We start from the raw sequence: 20671 nt of genomic DNA on the forward strand, positions 1-20671 counted from the left end.
GGCATGAGCATCCGCCGCCTCGCCGTCGTCGGCTCGCCTATCGCGCACTCGCTCTCGCCTGCCCTGCACGCCGCCGCCTACGCCGCGCTCGGGCTCGACTGGCAGTACGACCGCCACGAGGTGCGCGAGCACGAGTTGCGCGGCTTCGTCGACGGCCTCGACCGGTCGTGGCGCGGGCTCTCGGCGACGATGCCGCTCAAGGAGGAGCTGCGTCGCCTCGCCGACGAGGAGGACCGCACCGTCGCGCTCACCGGCGCCGCCAACACCCTGCTGCTCGCCGACGACGGCCGTCGCATCGTGCGCAACACCGACGTCGCGGGCGTCGAGCGGGCCCTGCGCGACGCCGGGCTGGGGTCGGCCGAACACGCCGTCATCGCGGGCGCCGGCGCGACCGCGCGCTCGGTGCTCGTCGCCCTCGACGCCTTCGGCCTGCGCTCGGTGACGGTCGCGGTGCGCGACTCCGCCCGCGCCGGCACCCTCGTCGCCCTCGCCGACGAGCTGCTGCTCGAGGTCGACCTCGTCGCGCTCAGCGACCTCGCGCACGTCGCCGACGGCGCCGACGTCGTCGCCTGGACCCTGCCGAACGGCGTCGAACTGGCGGGCGAGTTGCCGATGGATGCTCGGCGCGAGGCCGTCGCCCTCGATGTGACCTACCACCCGTGGCCGGGCCCGCTTGCCGCGCAGTGGCTCGCCGTCGGCGGCCGCGTCGCCTCCGGCAGGGACATGCTGCTGCACCAGGCGGTGCGCCAGGTGCGGTTCTTCGTCTCGGGTCAGACCGAGCATCCGCTGCCCCGCGAAGCGGAGGTCGAGGCCGCCATGGCGGCCGCCCTCGCGTGACGGACGTGCCCCCGCGCGCGTGGGAGGATGGAGCAATGCTGCGCTGGTTGACCGCCGGAGAATCCCACGGCCCCGAGCTCATAGCCGTCATCGAGGGCCTCCCGGCCGACGTGCCCATCACCCGCGAGGCGATCCAGGCCGATCTGCAGCGCCGCAAGCTCGGCTACGGCCGCGGCGCCCGCATGAAGTTCGAGCAGGACGAGCTCTCGATCTCGGGCGGCGTGCGGCACGGCCGCACGATGGGCAGTCCCGTCGCGCTGCGCATCGGCAACACCGAGTGGCCCAAGTGGACCACCGTCATGAGCGCCGACCCGGTCGACCCCGCCGAGCTCTCCGGCGGCCGCGGCGCGCCGCTCACGCGGCCGCGACCCGGCCACGCCGACCTCGTCGGCATGCAGAAGTACGGCTTCGACGAGGCGCGCCCCGTGCTCGAGCGGGCGAGCGCGCGCGAGACGGCAGCGCGCGTGGCGCTCGGCGCCGTGGCTCGCGCCTTCCTCGGCGAGCTCGGCATCCGCCTGGTGAGCCACACCCTGTCGATCGGCCCCGTGCGCGTGCCCGACGACGCCCCGCTGCCGCTGCCGACCGACGTCGATCGGCTCGACGCCGACCCGCTGCGGTGCCTGCACCCCGAGACGAGCGAGCGCATGGTCGCTGAGGTCGACGACGCGCACAAGTCGGGCGACACGCTCGGCGGCGTGGTCGAGGTGCTCGCCTACGGCGTGCCGCCGGGGCTCGGCTCGTACGTGCACTGGGATCGCCGGCTCGACGCGAAGCTCGCCGCCGCGCTCATGGGCATCCAGGCCATCAAGGGCGTCGAGGTCGGCGACGGCTTCGAGACCACGAGGCGCCGCGGCTCGGCCGCGCACGACGAGCTCGTCGTCGACGACGGCCTCATCGAGCGCGTGAGCGACCGCGCGGGCGGCACCGAGGGTGGCATGTCGACCGGCACCGTGCTGCGCGTGCGCGCCGGCATGAAGCCCATCGCGACCGTGCCGCACGCGCTGCGCACGATCGATGTCGCGACGGGCGACGCGGCCCCCGCCCACCACCAGCGCTCCGACGTCTGCGCCGTGCCCGCCGCGGGCGTCGTCGCCGAGGCCATGGTGGCGCTCGTGCTCGCCGAGGCGGTGCTCGAGAAGTTCGGCGGCGACTCGGTGGCCGAGACCCGCCGCAACCTCGAGGGCTACCTCGCGGCGATGCCCGCGAGCCTCGCGACCGCCGTCACGACCGGTGACTGAGGCGGCGGCCGGCCACCCCGCCGTCGTGCTCATCGGCCCGCCCGCGGCGGGCAAATCGCGCGTCGGCAAGCGCGTGGCGCGCATCCTCGGGCTGCCCGTCATCGACACCGACGCGGTCGTCGCCGCCGAGCACGGCCCCATCCCCGAGATCTTCGCCGCGCACGGCGAGGCGCACTTCCGCGCCCTCGAGCGCGCCGCCGTCGCCGAGGCGCTCGAGCGACAGGCTGTGGTCTCGCTCGGCGGGGGAGCCGTGCTCGATGCCGAGACGCAGGCGCAGCTCGAGGGCCTGCCCGTCGTGCTGCTGAGCGCGACCCCCGAGGCCGTCGCGGCGCGGCTCGCGAAGGGCTCGCGCCCCCTCAGCCAGAGCATCGAGGCCTGGAGCGCGCTCGTCGAGCAGCGCCGCCCGATCTACGAGCGCCTCGCCGCGGCGACGTGGGAGACCTCGACCCGACCCATCGACCGCATCGCGGAGGAGATCGCCGCGTGGGCGAGCGCCCGCGGCACCGCAGCAGGAGGATCAGCATGAGCGACACCGATGCGCCCACGACCATCGAGGTCACGGGCGCCGACCCGTACACAATCACGGTCGGTCGCGGCCTGCTGTCGTCGCTCGAGGCGCAGCTGCCGCCCGCCGCCGCCAAGCTGCTCGTCGTGCACGCGCCGCCGCTCGCGGCCGCCGCCGAGCGCCTGCGCGAGCAGCTCGCCGGTCGCGTCGAGGTGCTCATCGCCGAGGTGCCGGACGCCGAGGGCGCCAAGCGCGTCGAGGTCGCCGCCTTCCTGTGGCAGATCATGGGCCAGACCGATTTCACGAGAACGGATGCCGTGCTCGGGCTCGGCGGCGGTGCGACCACCGACCTCGCCGGGTTCGTGGCCGCCACGTGGCTGCGCGGTGTGCCGGTCATCCAGGTGCCCACGACCGTGCTCGGCATGGTCGACGCGGCGGTCGGCGGCAAGACCGGCATCAACACCGCCGAGGGCAAGAACCTCGTCGGAGCCTTCTGGGCCCCGCGCGCGGTCGTGGTCGACCTCGACCTCCTCGAGGGGCTGCCGACGAACGAGATCCTCGCCGGGTTCGCCGAGATCGTGAAGGCCGGGTTCATCGCCGACCCGGTGATCCTCGACCTGCTCGAGGCCGACGTGACTGCCGCGACCGACCCCGCGACACCCGTGTTCCGTGAGCTGGTCGAGCGCAGCATCCGCGTCAAGGCCGCCGTCGTCAGCGACGACTTCACCGAGCAGGGCCAGCGCGAGATCCTCAACTACGGCCACACGCTGGGGCACGCGATCGAGCACGCCGAGCGCTACCGCTGGCGGCACGGTGCCGCGATCGCGATCGGCATGGTGTTCGCCGCCGAGCTCTCGCACCTCGCCGGCTCGCTGCCGTCCGAGGCGGTCGACCGCACCCGGCGCATCCTCGCCTCGCTCACGCTGCCGACGAGCTACCCGCTCGGGCGCTGGAAGACGCTGCTCGCGACCATGCAGCGCGACAAGAAGGCGCGCGCGGGCATGCTGCGCTTCATCATCCTCGACGACATCGGGCGCCCCCGGGTGCTCAACGGCACCGACGAGTCGATGCTCTTCGCCGCCTACCAGGAGGTGGGGGAGTGACCGCCGGCGCCTGCCAGACTCGACGCACTCGCGTCGCTACAGTGAGCGCATGACCGCCGCCGGCTCCGCCCCCGCCCGCGTGCTCGTGCTCAACGGGCCGAACCTCAACCGGCTCGGCACACGCGAGCCCGACGTCTACGGCACCGGCACGCTCGACGACCTGCGCGCCGAGCTCGAGGGCGCCGCACCCGAGGGGACGACGCTGGAGCTGCGGCAGACCAACGACGAGGCCGAGCTCATCGGGTGGCTGCACGAGGCGGTCGACGCGGGCGCCGCGGTGATCCTCAACCCGGCGGCGTTCACGCACTACTCCTACGCGCTGCGCGACGCCGCGGCCCTCGTGACGAAGGCGGGCCTGCCGCTCATCGAGGTGCACCTGTCGAACCCGCACGCGCGCGAGGAGTTCCGGCACACGAGCGTCATCTCGGCCGTCGCGACGGGCGTCATCGCGGGCTTCGGCTTCGGCTCGTACCGCCTCGCGCTCGCGCGCATCACGGGCGCCCTGTAGCCCTCCACTAGACTTCCTCGTCGGCGTGCACCCACGCCGAGCCTTCGCACGGAAACGGAACCCCCACACCCATGGCGACCACCAACGACATCAAGAACGGCAGCGTGCTCTCGATCGACGGGCAGCTCTGGAACGTCATCGAGTTCCAGCACGTCAAGCCGGGCAAGGGCGGTGCCTTCGTGCGCACCAAGCTCAAGAACGTCACGAGCGGCAAGGTCGTCGACCGCACGTTCAACGCCGGCACCAAGATCGACTTCGCCACCGTCGACCGCCGCGACTACCAGTACCTGTACCAGGATGGCGACGGCTTCGTCTTCATGGATCTCAGCGACTACGACCAGGTCACCGTGCCGAGCGAGACCGTCGGCGATGCCAAGAACTTCATGCTCGAGAACCAGAACGTGACGATCGCCATGCACGAGGGCGTCGCGCTCTACCTCGACTTGCCTGCCTCGGTCGTGCTCGAGGTCACCTACACCGAGCCGGGCCTGCAGGGCGACCGCTCGACGGGCGGCACGAAGCCCGCGACGGTCGAGACCGGCTACGAGATCCAGGTGCCGCTCTTCCTCGAGACGGGCACGAAGGTCAAGGTCGACACCCGCACGGGCGACTACCTCGGTCGCGTCACCGAGTAGGTGGGCGCCCGCAGCAAGGCCCGCAAGCGGGCCCTGGACATGCTCTACATCGCCGACGTGCGCCAGGCGCCGCTCGACGAGGTGCTGCGCGAGGAGGCCGACCGTGCCGCGGCGCAGCCGCAGCGCTCGTCGAGCTGGCCCTACGCCGAGGAGATCGTGCGGGGCGTCATCGAGAACGGCTCCGCGATCGACCGGCTGATCGAGGAGCACGCCGTCGGCTGGACCCTCGCGCGCATGCCCGCCGTCGACCGGGCGATCCTGCGCGTCGCGACGTGGGAGCTCGTGCACAATGCCGAGGTGCCCGACGCCGTCGCGATCGCCGAGGCGGTCGAGTTCGCGACGGTGCTGTCGACCGACGACTCGTCGAGCTTCGTCAACGGCGTGCTCGGGGCGATCGCGCAGAGCCTGCACCGCGCGAGCTGAGGCCGCGCGGTCGGCTCGCGCCGAGCATCCGTCATCATCGTGACGGAGTGTGACGCTGTGTTTCACTGCGTTGCGTCGCGTTGCGCCGAGATTTCGGGCGGATGCTCCGCGCTCGTACCGTCGGAGCATGACCTCGACCGCTCCCGCCGCCGCGCCGACCGCGCGCGCCGCCGCGACCCCGGCCCTGCCGGTCGCGCTCAACGGCGTCGGTCGGGCGTTCCCGGGGGCCGCCGGTCAGCCCGAGCGTCTCGTGCTGCGCGACGTCGAGCTGAAGATCGCCCCGGGTGAGATCGTCGCCCTGCTCGGGCCCTCCGGCTGCGGCAAGTCGACGCTGCTGCGCCAGATCTCGGGCCTCGACCGCCCGACCTCGGGCACGCTGACGATCGACGGCACGCGCGTCGCCCCGGCCGACCAGCGCACCGCCGTCGCGTTCCAGGAGCCGCGACTGCTGCCCTGGCGCTCGGTCGCGCGCAACATCGAGCTCGGCCTGCCGCGCGGCACCGACCGCGCCGCCGGGCGCGCGCGCGTCGCCGAGCTGCTCGAGCTCGTGCAGCTGAGCCACGCCGCGCAGCTCAAGCCGCGGCAGATCTCCGGTGGCATGGCGCAGCGCGTGTCGCTCGCCCGCGCGCTCGCCCGCAACCCCGGCGTGCTGCTGCTCGACGAGCCCTTCGGCGCCCTCGACGCCCTCACTCGCCTGACGATGCAGGATCTGCTCGTCGACATCCACCGCGTCGAGCCGACGACGATCGTGCTCGTCACGCACGACGTCGACGAGGCCCTCGCGCTGGCTGACCGCGTCGTGCTGCTCGGCACCCGGTTCGACCGGCCGGGCGCCACGATCAGCCGCATCCTCGAGGTGCCGGGCGCCCGCCCGCGCGACCGCGCCTCCACCGTGCTCGCCCGCCTGCGCGCGCAGCTGCTCGACGCCCTCGGCGTGCCGAGCCACCACGACCGCTAGACCGCACCACCACCCCACCCCTCCGGCCGACCGGCCACCACACGAAAGGCACCACGATGACCTCCCGCTCCCGCCTGACCCTGCTCACCGCGACGTTCGCCGCGGCGGCCATGGTCATGACCGGCTGCGTCGCCGGGGAGGGCGCCGCCGCTCCCGAGCCGACCGAGGGTGCCGAGTGGTCGTCGACCGAGCTCACGCTCGACTTCGCCACCTACAACCCGCTGAGCCTCATCATCAAGGATCAGGGCTGGCTCGAGGCCGAGCTCGGCGACGACGTCACCGTGACCTGGGTGCAGTCGGCTGGCTCGAACAAGGCCAACGAGGCGCTGCGCGCCGGCGCGATCGACGTCGGGTCGACGGCCGGCTCGGCCGCGCTGCTCGCCCGCTCGAACGGCAGCCCCATCCAGGCGATCGACATCTACACCCAGCCGAACTGGGCCGCCATCCTCGTGCCGACCGGCTCGGACATCGACGAGGTCGCCGACCTCGCCGGTCGCACCGTCGCCGCGACGAAGGGCACCGACCCCTACTTCTTCCTCCTGCAGGCGCTCGAGGAGGCGGGGCTGTCGCTCTCCGACATCACGCTGCAGAACCTGCAGCACGCCGACGGCAAGACGGCGCTGGAGACGGGCGCGGTCGACGCGTGGTCGGGCCTGGACCCGCTCCTGTCGACCTCGGTCGCGAACGGCGCCGCCGAGATCATCTACGACAACGTCGACTTCAACTCCTACGGCTTCCTCAACGCCACAGAGGACTTCATCACCAACCACCCCGACCTCGCCCAGCTCGTGGTGAACGCCTACGAGAAGGCTCGCGCCTGGGCGCTGGAGAACCCGGAGGAGACCGCGGCGATCCTCGCCGAGGTCGCGGGCATCGACATCGAGGTCGCCGAGGCGACGATCGAGCGCACCGTCATCGACATCGACAACGTGCCGGGCGACGCGCAGCGCGACGTGCTCTCGGTCATCGGCCCGATCTTCGTCGAGAGCGGCGACGTGCCCAGCCAGGAGCTCATCGACGACGCCCTCGAGTCGCTGCTGAACGACGAGTTCGCCTCGGCGGCCGACCCGGACGCGATCGGCTGAGCATGAGCTTCGACGAGCGCGGCGGCGCTCCGGTCTCGCGCCCCTCATCCACCACGGAGGGGCGCGAGCCCGCGTCGCGAGATCTTCCCAGCAGCGGGCGCCCGAGCGAGGGCCGCCGCGCCTCCCTGTTCTCGTGGGCGAGCTCGTACGGGTTCTCGACCGCGGGCACGGCCGTCGGAGCCCAGCACGCGCGCCGCTTCAGCGCGAACGCGCTCCTGCTCGGCGCGGTCATCCCGGTCGGGCTGCTCATCGTCTGGCTCATCGCCTCCGAGGCGACGAGCATCCCCGACTACCTCCTGCCCTCGCCCGGGCAGGTCATCGGCGCGGGCGTCGAGCTCGCGAACCAGGGGCTGCTCGCGACGTACATCCTCATCTCGGTGCAGCGCGTGCTCACCGGCTTCGCCATCGGCGCGGTCGTCGGTCTCGCCCTCGGCGCGATTGTCGGGCTCTCCGACGTCGGCTCGAAGATGCTCTCACCGATCCTCGGGGCGATCCGCGCGGTGCCCTCACTCGCCTGGGTGCCGCTGCTGACGATCTACCTCGGCATCTACGAGGTGCCGAAGATCACCCTCATCGCGATCGGTGCCGCCTTCCCCGTGTTCACGACCGTCGCGGGCGCCCTGCGGCACGTCGACCCGCAGCTCGTCGAGGCGGGTCGCGCCTTCGGGCTCGGCCGCCTGCCGCTGCTGACGACGGTGCAGCTGCCCGCCGTCGTGCCGGCGGTCGTCTCCGGTCTGCGGCTCGCGCTCGCGCAGGCGTGGCTGTTCCTGGTCGCCGCCGAGCTCATCGCCTCCTCGATGGGCCTGGGCTTCCTGCTGGTCGACTCGCAGAACAACGGCCGCACCGACCGCCTGTTCCTCGCGATCCTGCTGCTGGGCATCCTCGGCAAGGCCACCGACGCCCTCGTCGGCGTGGGGGAGCGCGCGCTGCTGAAGCGCTGGGGCTGAACCCGCTAGGCTGGGGGCGTTCGACATCCTTTAAGCACCGTCCTGCGAGGCGGGGAAGGAGGTCAGGAGTGAGCGCACGCACCGTGCTCCACGACGCTGACATCGCGCGCGCCCTGCGCCGCATCGCCCACGAGATCCTCGAATCGCGCCGCGGCGACGGCCGCCTCGTCCTCCTCGGCATCCCGACGCGCGGCACCGTGCTCGCCGAGCGCATCCAGGCCGTGATCGACGACATCGAGCCGGGCGTCTCGAGCGCCGGCTCGCTCGACATCACGCTCTACCGCGACGATCTCGCCCGCACCCCCACGCGGGCGCCGCAGCCCACGCGCATCCCCGCCGGCGGCATCGACGACGCGATCGTCGTGCTCGTCGACGACGTGCTCTACTCGGGCCGCACCGTGCGGGCGGCGCTCGACGCCCTCGCCGACCACGGCCGGCCGCGCGCCGTGCGCCTCGCCGTGCTCGTCGACCGCGGGCACCGCGAGCTGCCGATCCGCGCCGACTTCGTCGGCAAGAACCTGCCGAGCGCCACGAGCGAGCGCGTGAGCGTGCGGCTCGCCGACGTCGACGGCGTCGAGGAGGTGACGATCGAGCCGTGAAGCACCTGCTGAGCACCCGCGACCTCGACCGCGAGACGGCCGTGGGCATCCTCGACATCGCGGAAGACATGGCGCTGACCGCCGACCGCGAGGTGCGCAAGCTGCCCACGCTGCGCGGCCGCACCGTCGTGAACCTCTTCTTCGAAGACTCCACGCGCACGCGCCTGTCGTTCGAGTCGGCGGCGAAGCGCCTGAGCGCCGACGTCATCACCTTCAGCGCCAAGGGCTCGAGCGTGTCGAAGGGCGAGAGCCTGAAAGACACGGCGCAGACCCTGCAGGCGATGGGCGCCGACGCTATCGTCGTGCGTCACCACGGCTCGGGCGCCGCCCACCAGCTCGCCCACGCCGGCTGGATCGACGCGCACGTGCTCAACGCCGGCGACGGCACGCACGAGCACCCGACCCAGGCGCTGCTCGACGCGTTCACGATGCGGCAGCGGCGCTACGGCGCCGACTCGCGCGGGCGCGACCTCAGCGGGATGCGCGTCGTCATCGTCGGCGACATCGTGCACTCGCGCGTTGCGCGCTCGAACGTGTGGCTGCTCACGACGCTCGGGGCCGAGGTGCACCTCGTGGCCCCCCGCACCCTGCTGCCGGCGGGCGTCGAGACCTGGCCGGTCACCGTGCATGAGCACCTCGAGCCGGCCCTCGCCCTGCGCCCCGACGTCGTCATGATGCTGCGCATCCAGCAGGAGCGCATGCACGCCGCCTTCTTCCCCTCCGGGCGCGAGTACGCGCGCGAGTGGGGCCTCACCGCCGAGCGCTTCGCCGCCCTCGGCCCGGATACGATGGTCATGCACCCCGGCCCGATGAATCGGGGGCTGGAGATCTCGTCCGCGGCCGCCGACTCTTCGGCGTCGACGGTGCTCGCTCAAGTCACGAACGGGGTGTTCATCCGCATGGCAGTGCTCTACCTCCTCGTCGCCGGATCGCAGGAGGCGAGCGCGTGACGGGCACCCTCATCCGCGGGGCGTCCCTGCTTGGCGAGACGCGGGAGGACATCCGCATCCGCGGCGGCCGCATCGCCGCGACCGGTCGACTCACCCCCGAGCTCGACGAGCGCGTCATCGACGCCGACGGACTCCTCGCCTTGCCCGGTCTCGTCGACCTGCACACCCACCTTCGCGAGCCGGGCGGCGAGGCGAGCGAGACCGTGCTCACCGGCACGCGCGCGGCGGCGGCGGGCGGCTACACGGCGGTCTTCGCGATGGCGAACACCTCGCCCGTGGCCGACACGGCCGGCGTCGTCGAGCAGGTGCACGCCCTCGGCGCCCAGCACGGCTACGCGACCGTGCGCCCCATTGGCGCGGTCACCGTCGGTCTCGAGGGCGAGCGCCTCAGCGAGATCGGTGCCATGGCCCGCTCTCGGGCGCAGGTGCGCGTCTTCAGCGACGACGGGAAGTGCGTGCACGACGCGTTGCTCATGCGCCGGGCGCTGGAGTATGTGGCGACCTTCGACGGCGTCATCGCCCAGCACGCGCAGGAGCCCCGACTGACCGAGGGCGCCCAGATGAACGAGGGCGCGCTCTCCGGCGAGCTCGGCCTCGCCGGCTGGCCCGCCGTCGCCGAGGAGTCGATCGTCGCCCGCGACGTGCTGCTCGCCCAGCACACTGGGGCTCGCCTGCACGTCTGCCACGTCTCGACCGCCGGCAGCGTCGACGTCATCCGCTGGGCGAAGGCGCGCGGCATCGCCGTGACCGCCGAGGTCACCCCGCACCACCTCCTGCTGACCGAGGAGCTCGCGCGCGGCTACGACGCGCGCTTCAAGGTCAACCCGCCGCTGCGCCGCGACGACGACGTGCGCGCCCTGCGCGAAGCCCTCGCCGACGGCACGATCGACATCGTCGCGACCGACCACGCCCCGCACCCCGCCGAGGCCAAGGAGTGCACCTGGGCCGAGGCGGCCTTCGGCATGGTCGGCCTCGAATCGGCCCTGCCGGTGCTGCAGACGACCATGATCGAGACGGGGATGCTCGGCTGGGCGGACCTCGCGCGCGTCATGTCGAGCGCTCCCGCCGAGATCGGGCGCCTCGACGGCTACGGCGACCCGCTCACCGAGGGTGCGCCCGCACACGTGACGCTCGTCGACCCCGCGGCGCGCCGCACCTGGTCGACCGGCGACCTGCGCGGCCGCTCCAGGAACACGCCGTACACGGGCGTCGAGCTCGCCGGCGCCATCGTCGCGACCGTGCACGGCGGCGTCGCGACCGTGCTCGACGGCACGCTCGTCGACGCCGAGGAGGTCGCGCGCCGTGGATAGGACCGTCTCGACGATCGTGATCGTCGCCCTCATCCTCCTGCTCGTCGGCCTCATGGCGCTCGGCTGGCGCCGGCGCGCGGGCCGGCAGCGCGACATCGGCGTGCCGCAGCCCGTGCCGACGACGATCGGGGAGGCGAGCATCCGCTTGCCCGTGCTCTACGTCGCCACGACGCGCGCCGACGCTCCGCTCGACCGCGTGGCCGTGCACGGCCTCGGGTTCCGCGCGCGCGGCGAGATCTCCGTGCACCCCGAGGGCGTCGTGCTCGCCCTCGACGGCCGTGAGCCGCTGCTCATGCCGCGCACCGACGTGCGCGGGGCCGGCCGCGCCACCTGGACCATCGACCGCGTCGTCGAGGAGGGCGGGCTCGTGCTGCTCGCCTGGCGCCTCGGCACGGCCGACGTCGACACCTACCTCCGCGTCACCGACGCGCGCGAGGGCGAGGCCGTGCGCGAGCTGCTCGCCGCCCTCGTCGCGCTCGCGCCGGGCATCCCGCACGATGCCCCGACGGCGACGCCCCCCACGGAAGAAAGGCACCCCTCGTGACCCACGCCCCCGCAGTGCTCGTCCTGGAGGACGGCACCCGCTACACCGGCCGGGCCTACGGCGCTCGAGGCCGCGCGCTCGGCGAGGCGGTCTTCGCCACCGGCATGAGCGGCTACCAGGAGACCCTCACCGACCCCAGCTACGCCGGCCAGATCGTCGTGCAGACGGCGCCGCACATCGGCAACACGGGCATGAACGATGAAGACCCGGAGAGCCGCCGCATCTGGGTCGAGGGCTACGTCGTGCGCGAGCCCTCGCGCATCGTCTCCAACCACCGCGCCCAGCGCAGCCTCGACGACGAGCTCGTCGAGCAGGGCGTCGTCGGCATCAGCGGCATCGACACGCGGGCCCTGACGAGGCGGCTGCGGGATGCGGGCGTCATGCGCGCGGGCATCTTCAGCGGCGACGAGGCAGCCCTCGACCCCGACACGCAGCTCGCCGAGGTGCGCGCGAGCGCGGCCATGAGCGGCCGCAGCCTCTCGGCGGAGGTGTCGGTCGACGCGGCGCAGGTGGTGCCGGCCGTCGGCGAGAGCATCGGCCGCCTCGCCGTGCTCGACCTCGGCGTCAAAGCCTCGACCCTGCGCCACCTCGCCGAGCGCGGCTTCGAGGTGCACGTGCTGCCGCAGTCGACGACGCTCGACGAGCTGCGCGCGCTCGACCCCGTCGCGGTCTTCTACTCCAACGGCCCCGGCGACCCGGCCGCGAGCGACGCGCACGTCGAGCTGCTGCGCGGCGCCCTGCGTGACGGCCTGCCGTTTTTCGGCATCTGCTTCGGCAACCAGCTGCTCGGCCGGGCGCTCGGCTTCGGCACCTACAAGCTGCCCTTCGGCCACCGCGGCATCAACCAGCCCGTGCTCGACAAGCAGACCGGCCGCATCGAGATCACCGCCCACAACCACGGCTTCGCCGTCGACGCACCCGTCGAGGGCGTCGTCGAGAGCCCCGCGGGCTTCGGCCGCGTCGAGGTCAGCCACGTCGGCCTCAACGACCAGGTCGTCGAGGGGCTGCGCGCGCTCGACATCCCGGCCTTCTCGGTGCAGTACCACCCCGAGGCGGCCGCGGGCCCCCACGACTCCACCTACCTCTTCGACCGCTTCCGCGACGTCGTGCTCGAGCACCGCGCGCGTCAGAGCGGATCGACCGAGCACGACGACGCCGCGAGCGCCGACCAGAAGGACGCCTGACCCATGCCCAAGCGCGACGACATCAACAGCGTCCTGGTGATCGGCTCCGGGCCGATCGTCATCGGCCAGGCGGCCGAGTTCGACTACTCGGGCACGCAGGCCTGCCGCGTGCTCCGCTCCGAGGGCATCCGCGTCATCCTCGTCAACTCGAACCCCGCGACGATCATGACCGACCCCGACTTCGCCGACGCGACCTACGTCGAGCCGATCACCCCTGAGGTCATCGAGGCGATCATCGTCAAGGAGCGCCCCGACGCGGTGCTGCCGACGCTCGGCGGCCAGACGGCGCTCAACGCCGCGATCGCGCTGCACGAGCGGGGCATCCTCGCCAAGCACGGCGTCGAGCTGATCGGCGCCTCGTTCGACGCGATCCACCGCGCGGAGGACCGCCAGGCGTTCAAGCAGCTCGTGCTCGACGCCGGCGCCGACGTCGCCCGCAGCCACATCGCGCACACCGTCGAGGAGGCCGTGGCGTTCGCGGAGGACCTCGGCTACCCGCTCGTCATCCGCCCCTCGTTTACGATGGGCGGGCTCGGCTCGGGCTTCGCCTACGACCGCGAGCAGCTCGAGCGCATGGTCGCCGACGGCCTGCACTCCTCGCCCACGACCGAGGTGCTGCTGGAGGAGTCGATCCTCGGCTGGAAGGAGTACGAGCTCGAGCTCATGCGCGACCGCGCCGACAACACGGTCGTCGTCTGCTCGATCGAGAACGTCGACCCGGTCGGCGTGCACACCGGCGACTCGATCACGGTCGCCCCGGCGCTCACGCTCACCGACCGCGAGTACCAGAAGCTGCGCGACATCGGCATCCGCATCATCCGCGACGTCGGCGTCGACACGGGCGGCTGCAACGTGCAGTTCGCGGTCGACCCGAAGACGGGGCGCGTCATCGTCATCGAGATGAACCCGCGCGTGTCGCGCTCGAGCGCCCTCGCCTCCAAGGCCACGGGCTTCCCGATCGCGAAGATCGCCGCGAAGCTCGCGATCGGCTACCGGCTCGACGAGATCCCCAACGACATCACGCGCGTGACGCCGGCGAGCTTCGAGCCGACGCTCGACTACATCGTCGTGAAGGTGCCGCGCTTCGCGTTCGAGAAGTTCCCGGGCGCCGACGTCGGCCTCACGACGACGATGAAGAGCGTCGGCGAGGCGATGGCGATCGGCCGCAACTACGCGACCGCCCTGCAGAAGGCGCTGCGCAGCCTTGAGAAGCGGGGCAGCAGCTTCCACTGGCAGGGCGATCCCGGCGACAAGGATGCCCTGCTCGAGCTCGCGCAGCAGCCGACCGACGGCCGCATCGTCACGGTGCAGCAGGCCCTGCGCGCGGGCGCCACGATCGACGAGGTCTTCGACGCCACGGGCATCGACCCCTGGTTCATCGACCAGATCATCGCGATCAACGAGCTCGCCGAGCGCATCGCGGCCGCCGATGCGCTCGACCCCGAACTCATGCGCGAGGCCAAGGAGCAGGGCTTCAGCGACGCCCAGCTCGCCGAGCTGCGCGGGCTCACCGAGCGCGACATCCGCGCCATCCGCCACGCGAGCGGCCTGCGCCCCGTGTTCAAGACCGTCGACACGTGCGCGGGCGAGTTCCCGGCGCTCACGCCGTACCACTACTCCAGCTACGACCTCGAGACTGAGGTCGCGCCGAGCGACGCCCGCAAGGTCGTCATCCTCGGCTCGGGGCCGAACCGCATCGGTCAGGGCATCGAGTTCGACTACTCGTGCGTGCACGCGAGCTTCGCGCTGCGCGACGCGGGCTTCGAGACGATCATGATCAACTGCAACCCCGAGACCGTCTCGACCGACTACGACACCTCCGACCGGCTCTACTTCGAGCCGCTCACGCTCGAGGACGTGCTCGAGGTCATCCACGCCGAGTCGCAGTCGGGCGAGCTCGTCGGCGTCGTCGTGCAGCTCGGCGGCCAGACGGCGCTCGGCCTCGCGCACGGGCTCGCCGAGGCGGGCATCCCGATCCTCGGCACGAGCCCCGACGCGATCGACCTCGCGGAGGAGCGCGGCGCGTTCGCCCGCATCCTCGACGAGGCGGGCCTCACCTCGCCGCGCAACGGCACCGCGACCGACGTCGACTCGGCCGTCGCCGTGGCCGAGCAGATCGGCTACCCGGTGCTCGTGCGTCCGAGCTTCGTGCTCGGCGGGCGCGGCATGGAGATCGTGTACGACTCCGGCTCGCTCGTCGACTACTTCGACCGCGTCAAGGATCAGGCGATCATCGGCCCCGGCCAGCCGCTGCTCGTCGACCGGTTCCTCGACGACGCCGTCGAGATCGACGTCGACGCGCTGTTCGACGGCGACGAGCTGTACGTCGGCGGCATCATGGAGCACATCGAGGAGGCGGGCGTGCACTCCGGCGACTCGGCCTGCACGCTGCCGCCCGTGACGCTCGGCCGCGACGTCATCGATCGCGTGCGCGCGGCGACCCTCGCGATTGGGCAGGGCATCGGCGTGCGCGGGCTGCTCAACGTGCAGTTCGCGATCGGCGCCGGCGTGCTCTACGTGCTCGAGGCGAACCCGCGGGCCTCGCGCACGGTGCCGTTCGTGTCGAAGGCGCTCGGCATCCCGCTCGCGAAGGCCGCGAGCCTCGTGATGGCCGGCAGCAGCATCCGCTCGCTCGTCGAGTCGGGCCTGCTGCCTGCCGCCGACGGCTCGACGGTCGCGCTCGACGCGCCCGTCGCGGTGAAGGAGGCCGTGCTGCCGTTCAAGCGCTTCCGCACGGTCGAGGGCCGCGTCGTCGACAGCGTGCTCGGTCCGGAGATGCGCTCGACCGGCGAGGTCATGGGCATCGACCGCGACTTCCCGCGCGCGTTCGCCAAGAGCCAGGTCGCCGCGTACGGCGGGCTGCCGCAGCAGGGCGTCGTGTTCGTGTCGGTCGCCGACCGCGACAAGCGCAGCATCGTGTTGCCGGTGCTGCGTCTGGCGCAGCGCGGCTTCGCGATCTGGGCGACGGGCGGCACGGCCGAGGTGCTCGCGCGCTACGGCATCGCCACGCGCGTGGTGCGCAAGCACTTCGAGGGTCAGCAGGCGCCCGAGGGCGCGGAGCCCTCGGTGGTCGACCTCATCAACGCCGGCGAGATCGACATCGTCATCAACACGCCCTCCGGCCGCAGCGCTCGCGCCGACGGCTTCGAGATCCGCACGGCGACGGTCGCGGCCGACAAGCCGCTGTTCACGACGATCGCGCAGGTCGGGGCGGCGGTCGCATCGCTCGAGACGAGCGACGAGCCGGTGACGGTGACGAGCCTGCAGGACTACGCGATCGCGCGGGCCGCTCGCGCATGACGGCGCCGATCGGCTTCGGCGAGCGGCTGCGCCGAGCGGTGGATGCCCGGGGCGCGCTGTGCCTCGGCATCGACCCGCACGGCGCCACGCTGCGCGCCTGGGGTCTGCCCGACTCCGCGGCTGGCGCGCGTGAGCTCGCTCTCGCCGTCGTGGAGGCGGCCTCCGGCCGCCTCGCGGTCGTGAAGCCGCAGGTGGCGTTCTTCGAGCGGTTCGGCTCGGCCGGCTTCGCGGTGCTCGAGGAGGTCATCCGCACCGCCCGCGCGTCGGGCCTGCTCGTGATCGCCGACGCCAAGCGCGGCGACATCGGCTCGACGGCGGAGGGCTACGCGAGCGCGTGGGTCGCGGCCGGAGCGCCCCTCGAGAGCGACGCGCTCACCGTCGCCCCGTATCTGGGGCTCGGCGCGCTCGACCCGATCATCGAGGCGGGCCGCGCCGCCGGCAACGGCGTGTTCGCGCTCGCCTCGACCTCCAACCCCGAGGGCGCCGGCGTGCAGGGCGCGCGGACGGCCGACGGGGCCACCGTCGCCGGGCTGCTCGCCCGCGAGGCCGCCGCCCGCAACGCCGCGGCGGCCGAGGCGGGGGAGTGGGGCGACGTCGGCGTCGTCATCGGCGCGACCCGTCCCCTCGCCGCATCCGGCATCGCCGCCTCCGATCTCGTCGCGACGCCCGTGCTCGCGCCAGGCTTCGGCGCGCAGGGCGCGAGACTCGCCGAGATCGACGCGATCTTCGGCGCGGCGGCCGCCACGGTCATCCCGAGCGTGTCGCGCAGCGTGCTCGACGCGGGCCGCGATGGGCTCGTCGACGCGATCGAGGCGCACCGCGCGGAGCTCGCCCGATGACCGCCGCCGAGGGCATGCCCGAGGTCGACCGCGCGGCCGCCTCCCGCGCGGCCGTCGTCGCCCGACGCGCCCGCGCCGCGGTGAAGGAGGACGTGCGCGCCGGCCGGCGGTCGGCGCTCGACGTCGCCGAGTCCGCCTGGCGCGAGCCCGACGGCGTCGAGGGCGGGATGCGCGTGCGCGACCTGCTCACGACCCTCAAGGGTCTCGGCCCGACCCGAACGCTCGCGGTGCTCGAGCGCCTCGGCATCGCCCCGGTGAAGCGCCTGGGCGGGCTGGGGCACCGGCAGCGTGCCGCCCTGCGGGAGTGGCTCAAGCAGCGCTCCGCGGTCGCCGGCCACGGGCGGCTCGTCGTGCTCGCGGGCCCGACCGCAGTCGGCAAGGGCACGGTGTCGGCGTTCATCCGCGAGCACTTCCCGGAGGTGCTGCTGAGCGTCTCGGCGACGACCCGCCGGCCCCGCCCGGGGGAGCAGGACGGCGTGCACTACTACTTCGTCGACGACGCGCAGTTCGACGCGATGGTCGCCGGCGGCGAGTTCCTCGAGTGGGCGGTCGTGCACAACCTCTCGCGCTACGGCACGCCACGCACGCCCGTCGCCGACGCGCTCGCGAGCGGGCGCAGCGTGCTGCTCGAGATCGACCTCGACGGCGCGCGCCAGGTGCGCCGCGCCATGCCGGAGGCGACGCTCGTCTTCCTGCTGCCGCCCAGCTGGGAGGAATTGGTGCGCCGGCTCGTCGGTCGCGGCACCGAGAGCCCCGAGGAGCAGGCGCGTCGGCTCGAGACCGCGCGCGTCGAGCTCGCGGCGCAGGACGAGTTCGACGTGCTCGTCGTCAACGACGATGTGCGCCGCGCGGCCGAGGAGGTCGTAGACTTGCTCGCAGTGCCCGGTGCGCCTTCGCGCGCCTGAGCACGACCGACCACGCCCGGCCGCCCACGAGGTTCGCGGGGCCCGCACACGAAACGACGACGGAGCTGACATGGCTGACAAGACCCAGGGCATCATCGACCCGCCCATCGACGAGCTGCTGTCGAAGGTCGACTCGAAATACCAGCTGGTGATCTTCGCCTCGAAGCGCGCCCGCCAGATCAACGACTACTACGCCGACCTCCACGAGGGCAGCCTGTTCGACAACGTCGGCCCGCTCGTCGACTCGACGGTCGACGACAAGCCGCTCTCGGTCGCGCTCCACGAGATCAACGAGGACAAGCTCGTCCTCACCCGCCTGGCCGACTGAGGCTGATCGCGTGACCGCGGTCGCGAGCGCCGATCGGCGCCTCACGATCGTCGTCGGCATCACCGGCGGCATCGCCGCCTACAAGGCCGTCGGCGTGGCGCGGGCGCTCGTGCTCGCCGGCCACGACGTGCACGTCGTCGCGACCGAGGGCGCGCTGCGCTTCGTCGGCCGCCCGACGCTGGAGGCGATCAGTCGCAACCCGGTGCACACCAACCTCTACGAGGGCGTCGCCGAGGTGCGCCACGTGGCCCTCGGGCAGCGCGCCGACCTTATCGTCATCGCCCCCGCGACGGCGCACACGATCGCGTCGCTCGCGGCCGGTCTCGCTGGCGACCTGCTCGGCACGACCGTCCTCGCCTCCCGCGCCCCGCTCGTCATCGCGCCCGCGATGCACACCGAGATGTGGGAGAACGCGGCCACGCAGGCCAACATCGCGACCCTCCGCTCGCGCGGGGTCACGATCGTCGGCCCCGGCTCGGGGCAGCTCACCGGCAGCGATTCCGGGGCGGGCCGCATGAGCGAGCCCGACGAGATCGTGGCGGTGGCCGTCGCCGCGGCGGGCCCGCGCGATCTGGCCGGGCGCAGCATCCTCATCTCGGCCGGCGGCACGCGCGAGCCGCTCGACCCGGTGCGCTTCCTCGGCAACCGCTCGAGCGGGCGCCAGGGCGTCGCGCTCGCGCGGGCCGCGGTCGCTCGGGGCGCTCGCGTGACGCTCGTCGCCGCCCACCTCGAGGTGGAGCCGCCGCACGGCGTCGCCGTCGAGCACGTGGGCACCACCGACGAGCTGCTGGCGACGATGCGCCGACTCGCGCCCGAGCACGACACCGTCATCATGGCTGCCGCGGTCGCCGACTTCCGTCCCCGCGAGGTCGCCGAGGGCAAGCTCAAGAAGGAGGCCGTCGGCGAGACGCTGACCCTCGAGCTCGAGCGCACGCCCGACGTGCTCGCGACACTCGCCGCCGAGCGCGCTCCCGGCCAGCGCATCGTCGGCTTCGCCGCCGAGACCGAGGCGGATGCCGAGGCCCTGCGGGCCCTCGGGGCGGCGAAGGTCGCCCGGAAGGGCGCCGACTACCTCGTGGTGAACCGCGTGGGCTGGAGCGAGGGCTTCGGCACCCCGACCAACGACGTCATGATCCTCGACGCGACCGGTAGCGTCGTCTCCACAGCCTCGGGCGACAAGCTGTCGGTGGCCGATCGTATCCTCGACGCGCTCGCCTGAGCCGCGCTCCGCGCTCCCTCGCTCCGCCCTCTCGACACGACAGGAACCGCATGTCCTCGCTGCGCCTCTTCACCTCCGAATCGGTCACCGAGGGGCACCCCGACAAGATCTGCGACCAGGTCTCCGACTCGATCCTCGACGCGCTGCTCGCCGTCGACCCGCACGCGCGCGTGGCCGTCGAGACGCTCGTGACGACCGGGCTCGTGCACGTCGCGGGCGAGGTCACGACCTCCGGCTACGTCGACATCCCCGGCATCGTGCGCCAGCGCATCACCGACATCGGGTACACCTCGTCCGACGTCTGGTTCGACGGCCGGTCGTGCGGCGTGTCGATCTCGATCGGCGGCCAGTCGCCCGACATCGCCCAGGGCGTCGACGCGGCCTTCGAGTCGCGCGAGCAGTCGAGCGCCGACGCCGGTGACGCGCAGGGCGCGGGCGACCAGGGCATCATGTTCGGCTACGCCGTGCGCGAGACCCCGCAGCTCATGCCGCTGCCCATCTGGCTCGCCCATCGCCTCGCCGAGCGCCTCGCCGAAGTGCGCAGGTCGGGTGTGCTCGACTACCTCGCGCCCGACGGCAAGACGCAGGTCACGATCGGCTACGAGGGCCAGACCCCGCGCACGATCGAGACGGTCGTGCTGTCGACGCAGCACGCTGAGAGCGTCACGACCGAGCGCTTGCGGGCCGAGGTCGCCGAGACCGTCATCCGCCCGGTGCTCGAGCAGCACGGGTTCGGCGAGCACGCGCCGCGCATCCTCATCAATCCGACTGGCCGCTTCGTCATCGGCGGCCCGCAGGGCGACGCCGGTCTCACCGGGCGCAAGATCATCGTCGACACCTACGGCGGCGCGTCGCGCCACGGCGGCGGTGCGTTCTCCGGCAAAGACCCGTCGAAGGTCGACCGCTCGGCCGCCTACGCGATGCGCTGGGTGGCGAAGAACGCCGTCGCCGCGGGGCTCGCCGACCGGCTCGAGGTGCAGGTGGCCTACGCGATCGGCACGGCCTCGCCCGTCGGGCTCTACGTCGAGACCTTCGGCACCCACCACGTGCCGGAGGACCGCATCACCGCCGCCATCCGCGAGGTGTTCGACCTGCGGCCGGGCGCGATCGTGCGCGATCTCGACCTGCTGCGCCCGATCTACGCGCAGACCTCGACCTACGGGCACTTCGGGCGCGAGCTGCCCGACTTCACGTGGGAGCGCACCGACCGCGTCGACGACCTGCGGTCGGCCGCCGGGCTCTGACGAGCGGCCG

Annotated in this window: 21 protein-coding genes; all 21 read left to right on the forward strand. The window is 73.0% G+C overall.

Annotated elements, in window-relative coordinates; translation table 11 throughout:
- The first annotated feature begins 3 nt into the window (after window positions 1–3).
- The 21 genes from ID804_RS06485 (at window position 4) to metK (ending at window position 20661) form a co-directional block, all read left to right on the forward strand.
- Window positions 4–837 carry a shikimate dehydrogenase gene (locus tag ID804_RS06485; protein ID WP_223158990.1) on the forward strand — a complete coding sequence of 278 codons (834 nt, stop codon included), beginning with the start codon at window positions 4–6 and terminating at the stop codon, window positions 835–837.
- Window positions 838–872: 35 nt separating this feature from the next.
- Window positions 873–2075, forward strand: coding sequence for a chorismate synthase (aroC, locus tag ID804_RS06490; protein WP_169078235.1), 1203 nt, complete (start codon window positions 873–875; stop codon window positions 2073–2075).
- Window positions 2068–2601 carry a shikimate kinase gene (locus ID804_RS06495; protein WP_317451199.1) on the forward strand — a complete coding sequence of 178 codons (534 nt, stop codon included), beginning with the start codon at window positions 2068–2070 and terminating at the stop codon, window positions 2599–2601. Before aroC ends, ID804_RS06495 begins: the two co-directional genes overlap by 8 nt.
- On the forward strand, window positions 2598–3683 hold the full coding sequence (aroB, locus tag ID804_RS06500) for a 3-dehydroquinate synthase (RefSeq protein WP_169078237.1): 1086 nt from the start codon (window positions 2598–2600) through the stop codon (window positions 3681–3683). The genes ID804_RS06495 and aroB overlap by 4 nt, the downstream gene beginning before the upstream one ends.
- 49 nt (window positions 3684–3732) lie before the next feature.
- A complete protein-coding gene (gene aroQ, locus ID804_RS06505; RefSeq protein ID WP_169078239.1) occupies window positions 3733–4191 on the forward strand; it encodes a type II 3-dehydroquinate dehydratase in 459 nt (152 codons plus the stop codon).
- Between the two features lie 71 nt (window positions 4192–4262).
- Window positions 4263–4826, forward strand: coding sequence for an elongation factor P (gene efp / locus ID804_RS06510; RefSeq protein ID WP_169078241.1), 564 nt, complete (start codon window positions 4263–4265; stop codon window positions 4824–4826).
- Entirely contained in the window at window positions 4827–5249 is a 423-nt protein-coding gene (gene nusB / locus ID804_RS06515) for a transcription antitermination factor NusB (protein ID WP_169078243.1), read from the forward strand.
- 127 nt (window positions 5250–5376) lie between these two features.
- Window positions 5377–6207, forward strand: a complete 831-nt coding sequence (locus tag ID804_RS06520; protein ID WP_169078245.1) for an ABC transporter ATP-binding protein — start codon at window positions 5377–5379, stop codon at window positions 6205–6207.
- A 56-nt stretch (window positions 6208–6263) separates the two neighbouring features.
- The gene (locus ID804_RS06525) at window positions 6264–7292 is read left to right on the forward strand and encodes an aliphatic sulfonate ABC transporter substrate-binding protein (protein WP_169078247.1); all 1029 of its coding nucleotides are present in this window, start codon (window positions 6264–6266) and stop codon (window positions 7290–7292) included.
- 2 nt (window positions 7293–7294) lie between these two features.
- The gene (locus ID804_RS06530) at window positions 7295–8239 is read left to right on the forward strand and encodes an ABC transporter permease (protein ID WP_169078249.1); all 945 of its coding nucleotides are present in this window, start codon (window positions 7295–7297) and stop codon (window positions 8237–8239) included.
- A 68-nt stretch (window positions 8240–8307) separates the two neighbouring features.
- On the forward strand, window positions 8308–8838 hold the full coding sequence (gene pyrR, locus ID804_RS06535; protein WP_169078251.1) for a bifunctional pyr operon transcriptional regulator/uracil phosphoribosyltransferase PyrR: 531 nt from the start codon (window positions 8308–8310) through the stop codon (window positions 8836–8838).
- Window positions 8835–9788, forward strand: coding sequence for an aspartate carbamoyltransferase catalytic subunit (locus ID804_RS06540; RefSeq protein ID WP_169078253.1), 954 nt, complete (start codon window positions 8835–8837; stop codon window positions 9786–9788). Before pyrR ends, ID804_RS06540 begins: the two co-directional genes overlap by 4 nt.
- The gene (locus ID804_RS06545) at window positions 9785–11098 is read left to right on the forward strand and encodes a dihydroorotase (RefSeq protein WP_169078255.1); all 1314 of its coding nucleotides are present in this window, start codon (window positions 9785–9787) and stop codon (window positions 11096–11098) included. The genes ID804_RS06540 and ID804_RS06545 overlap by 4 nt, the downstream gene beginning before the upstream one ends.
- On the forward strand, window positions 11091–11642 hold the full coding sequence (locus tag ID804_RS06550) for a PH-like domain-containing protein (protein WP_188219174.1): 552 nt from the start codon (window positions 11091–11093) through the stop codon (window positions 11640–11642). Before ID804_RS06545 ends, ID804_RS06550 begins: the two co-directional genes overlap by 8 nt.
- Entirely contained in the window at window positions 11639–12826 is a 1188-nt protein-coding gene (gene carA, locus ID804_RS06555; protein WP_169078257.1) for a glutamine-hydrolyzing carbamoyl-phosphate synthase small subunit, read from the forward strand. The genes ID804_RS06550 and carA overlap by 4 nt, the downstream gene beginning before the upstream one ends.
- Window positions 12827–12829: 3 nt before the next feature.
- On the forward strand, window positions 12830–16126 hold the full coding sequence (gene carB, locus ID804_RS06560) for a carbamoyl-phosphate synthase large subunit (protein WP_169078259.1): 3297 nt from the start codon (window positions 12830–12832) through the stop codon (window positions 16124–16126).
- Window positions 16123–16965: an orotidine-5'-phosphate decarboxylase gene (gene pyrF / locus ID804_RS06565; protein WP_169078261.1), complete on the forward strand. Its 843-nt coding sequence runs from the start codon at window positions 16123–16125 to the stop codon at window positions 16963–16965. The genes carB and pyrF overlap by 4 nt, the downstream gene beginning before the upstream one ends.
- Window positions 16962–17870, forward strand: coding sequence for a guanylate kinase (gene gmk / locus ID804_RS06570; protein WP_169078263.1), 909 nt, complete (start codon window positions 16962–16964; stop codon window positions 17868–17870). Before pyrF ends, gmk begins: the two co-directional genes overlap by 4 nt.
- A 70-nt stretch (window positions 17871–17940) precedes the next feature.
- A complete protein-coding gene (rpoZ, locus tag ID804_RS06575) occupies window positions 17941–18198 on the forward strand; it encodes a DNA-directed RNA polymerase subunit omega (RefSeq protein ID WP_169078265.1) in 258 nt (85 codons plus the stop codon).
- Window positions 18199–18208: 10 nt separating this feature from the next.
- Window positions 18209–19417 carry a bifunctional phosphopantothenoylcysteine decarboxylase/phosphopantothenate--cysteine ligase CoaBC gene (gene coaBC, locus ID804_RS06580; RefSeq protein WP_169078267.1) on the forward strand — a complete coding sequence of 403 codons (1209 nt, stop codon included), beginning with the start codon at window positions 18209–18211 and terminating at the stop codon, window positions 19415–19417.
- Window positions 19418–19467: 50 nt separating this feature from the next.
- Entirely contained in the window at window positions 19468–20661 is a 1194-nt protein-coding gene (gene metK / locus ID804_RS06585; protein ID WP_169078269.1) for a methionine adenosyltransferase, read from the forward strand.
- Window positions 20662–20671 lie beyond the last annotated feature (10 nt).

The organism is Microcella alkalica, assembly GCF_014595885.1.
GTDB classification, from domain to species: domain Bacteria; phylum Actinomycetota; class Actinomycetes; order Actinomycetales; family Microbacteriaceae; genus Microcella; species Microcella alkaliphila_B.

Excerpts from the sequence above, each read along its gene's own strand:
- metK (WP_169078269.1), top strand. The coding sequence starts at position 19,468 with ATGTCCTCGCTGCGCCTCTTCACCTCCGAATCGGTCACCGAGGGGCAC.
- ID804_RS06525 (WP_169078247.1), top strand. The coding sequence starts at position 6,264 with ATGACCTCCCGCTCCCGCCTGACCCTGCTCACCGCGACGTTCGCCGCG.
- ID804_RS06530 (WP_169078249.1), top strand. The coding sequence starts at position 7,295 with ATGAGCTTCGACGAGCGCGGCGGCGCTCCGGTCTCGCGCCCCTCATCC.
- aroQ (WP_169078239.1), top strand. The coding sequence starts at position 3,733 with ATGACCGCCGCCGGCTCCGCCCCCGCCCGCGTGCTCGTGCTCAACGGG.
- ID804_RS06520 (WP_169078245.1), top strand. The coding sequence starts at position 5,377 with ATGACCTCGACCGCTCCCGCCGCCGCGCCGACCGCGCGCGCCGCCGCG.
- ID804_RS06485 (WP_223158990.1), top strand. The coding sequence starts at position 4 with ATGAGCATCCGCCGCCTCGCCGTCGTCGGCTCGCCTATCGCGCACTCG.
- pyrF (WP_169078261.1), top strand. The coding sequence starts at position 16,123 with ATGACGGCGCCGATCGGCTTCGGCGAGCGGCTGCGCCGAGCGGTGGAT.
- aroB (WP_169078237.1), top strand. The coding sequence starts at position 2,598 with ATGAGCGACACCGATGCGCCCACGACCATCGAGGTCACGGGCGCCGAC.
- aroC (WP_169078235.1), top strand. The coding sequence starts at position 873 with ATGCTGCGCTGGTTGACCGCCGGAGAATCCCACGGCCCCGAGCTCATA.
- gmk (WP_169078263.1), top strand. The coding sequence starts at position 16,962 with ATGACCGCCGCCGAGGGCATGCCCGAGGTCGACCGCGCGGCCGCCTCC.
- efp (WP_169078241.1), top strand. The coding sequence starts at position 4,263 with ATGGCGACCACCAACGACATCAAGAACGGCAGCGTGCTCTCGATCGAC.
- carB (WP_169078259.1), top strand. The coding sequence starts at position 12,830 with ATGCCCAAGCGCGACGACATCAACAGCGTCCTGGTGATCGGCTCCGGG.
- rpoZ (WP_169078265.1), top strand. The coding sequence starts at position 17,941 with ATGGCTGACAAGACCCAGGGCATCATCGACCCGCCCATCGACGAGCTG.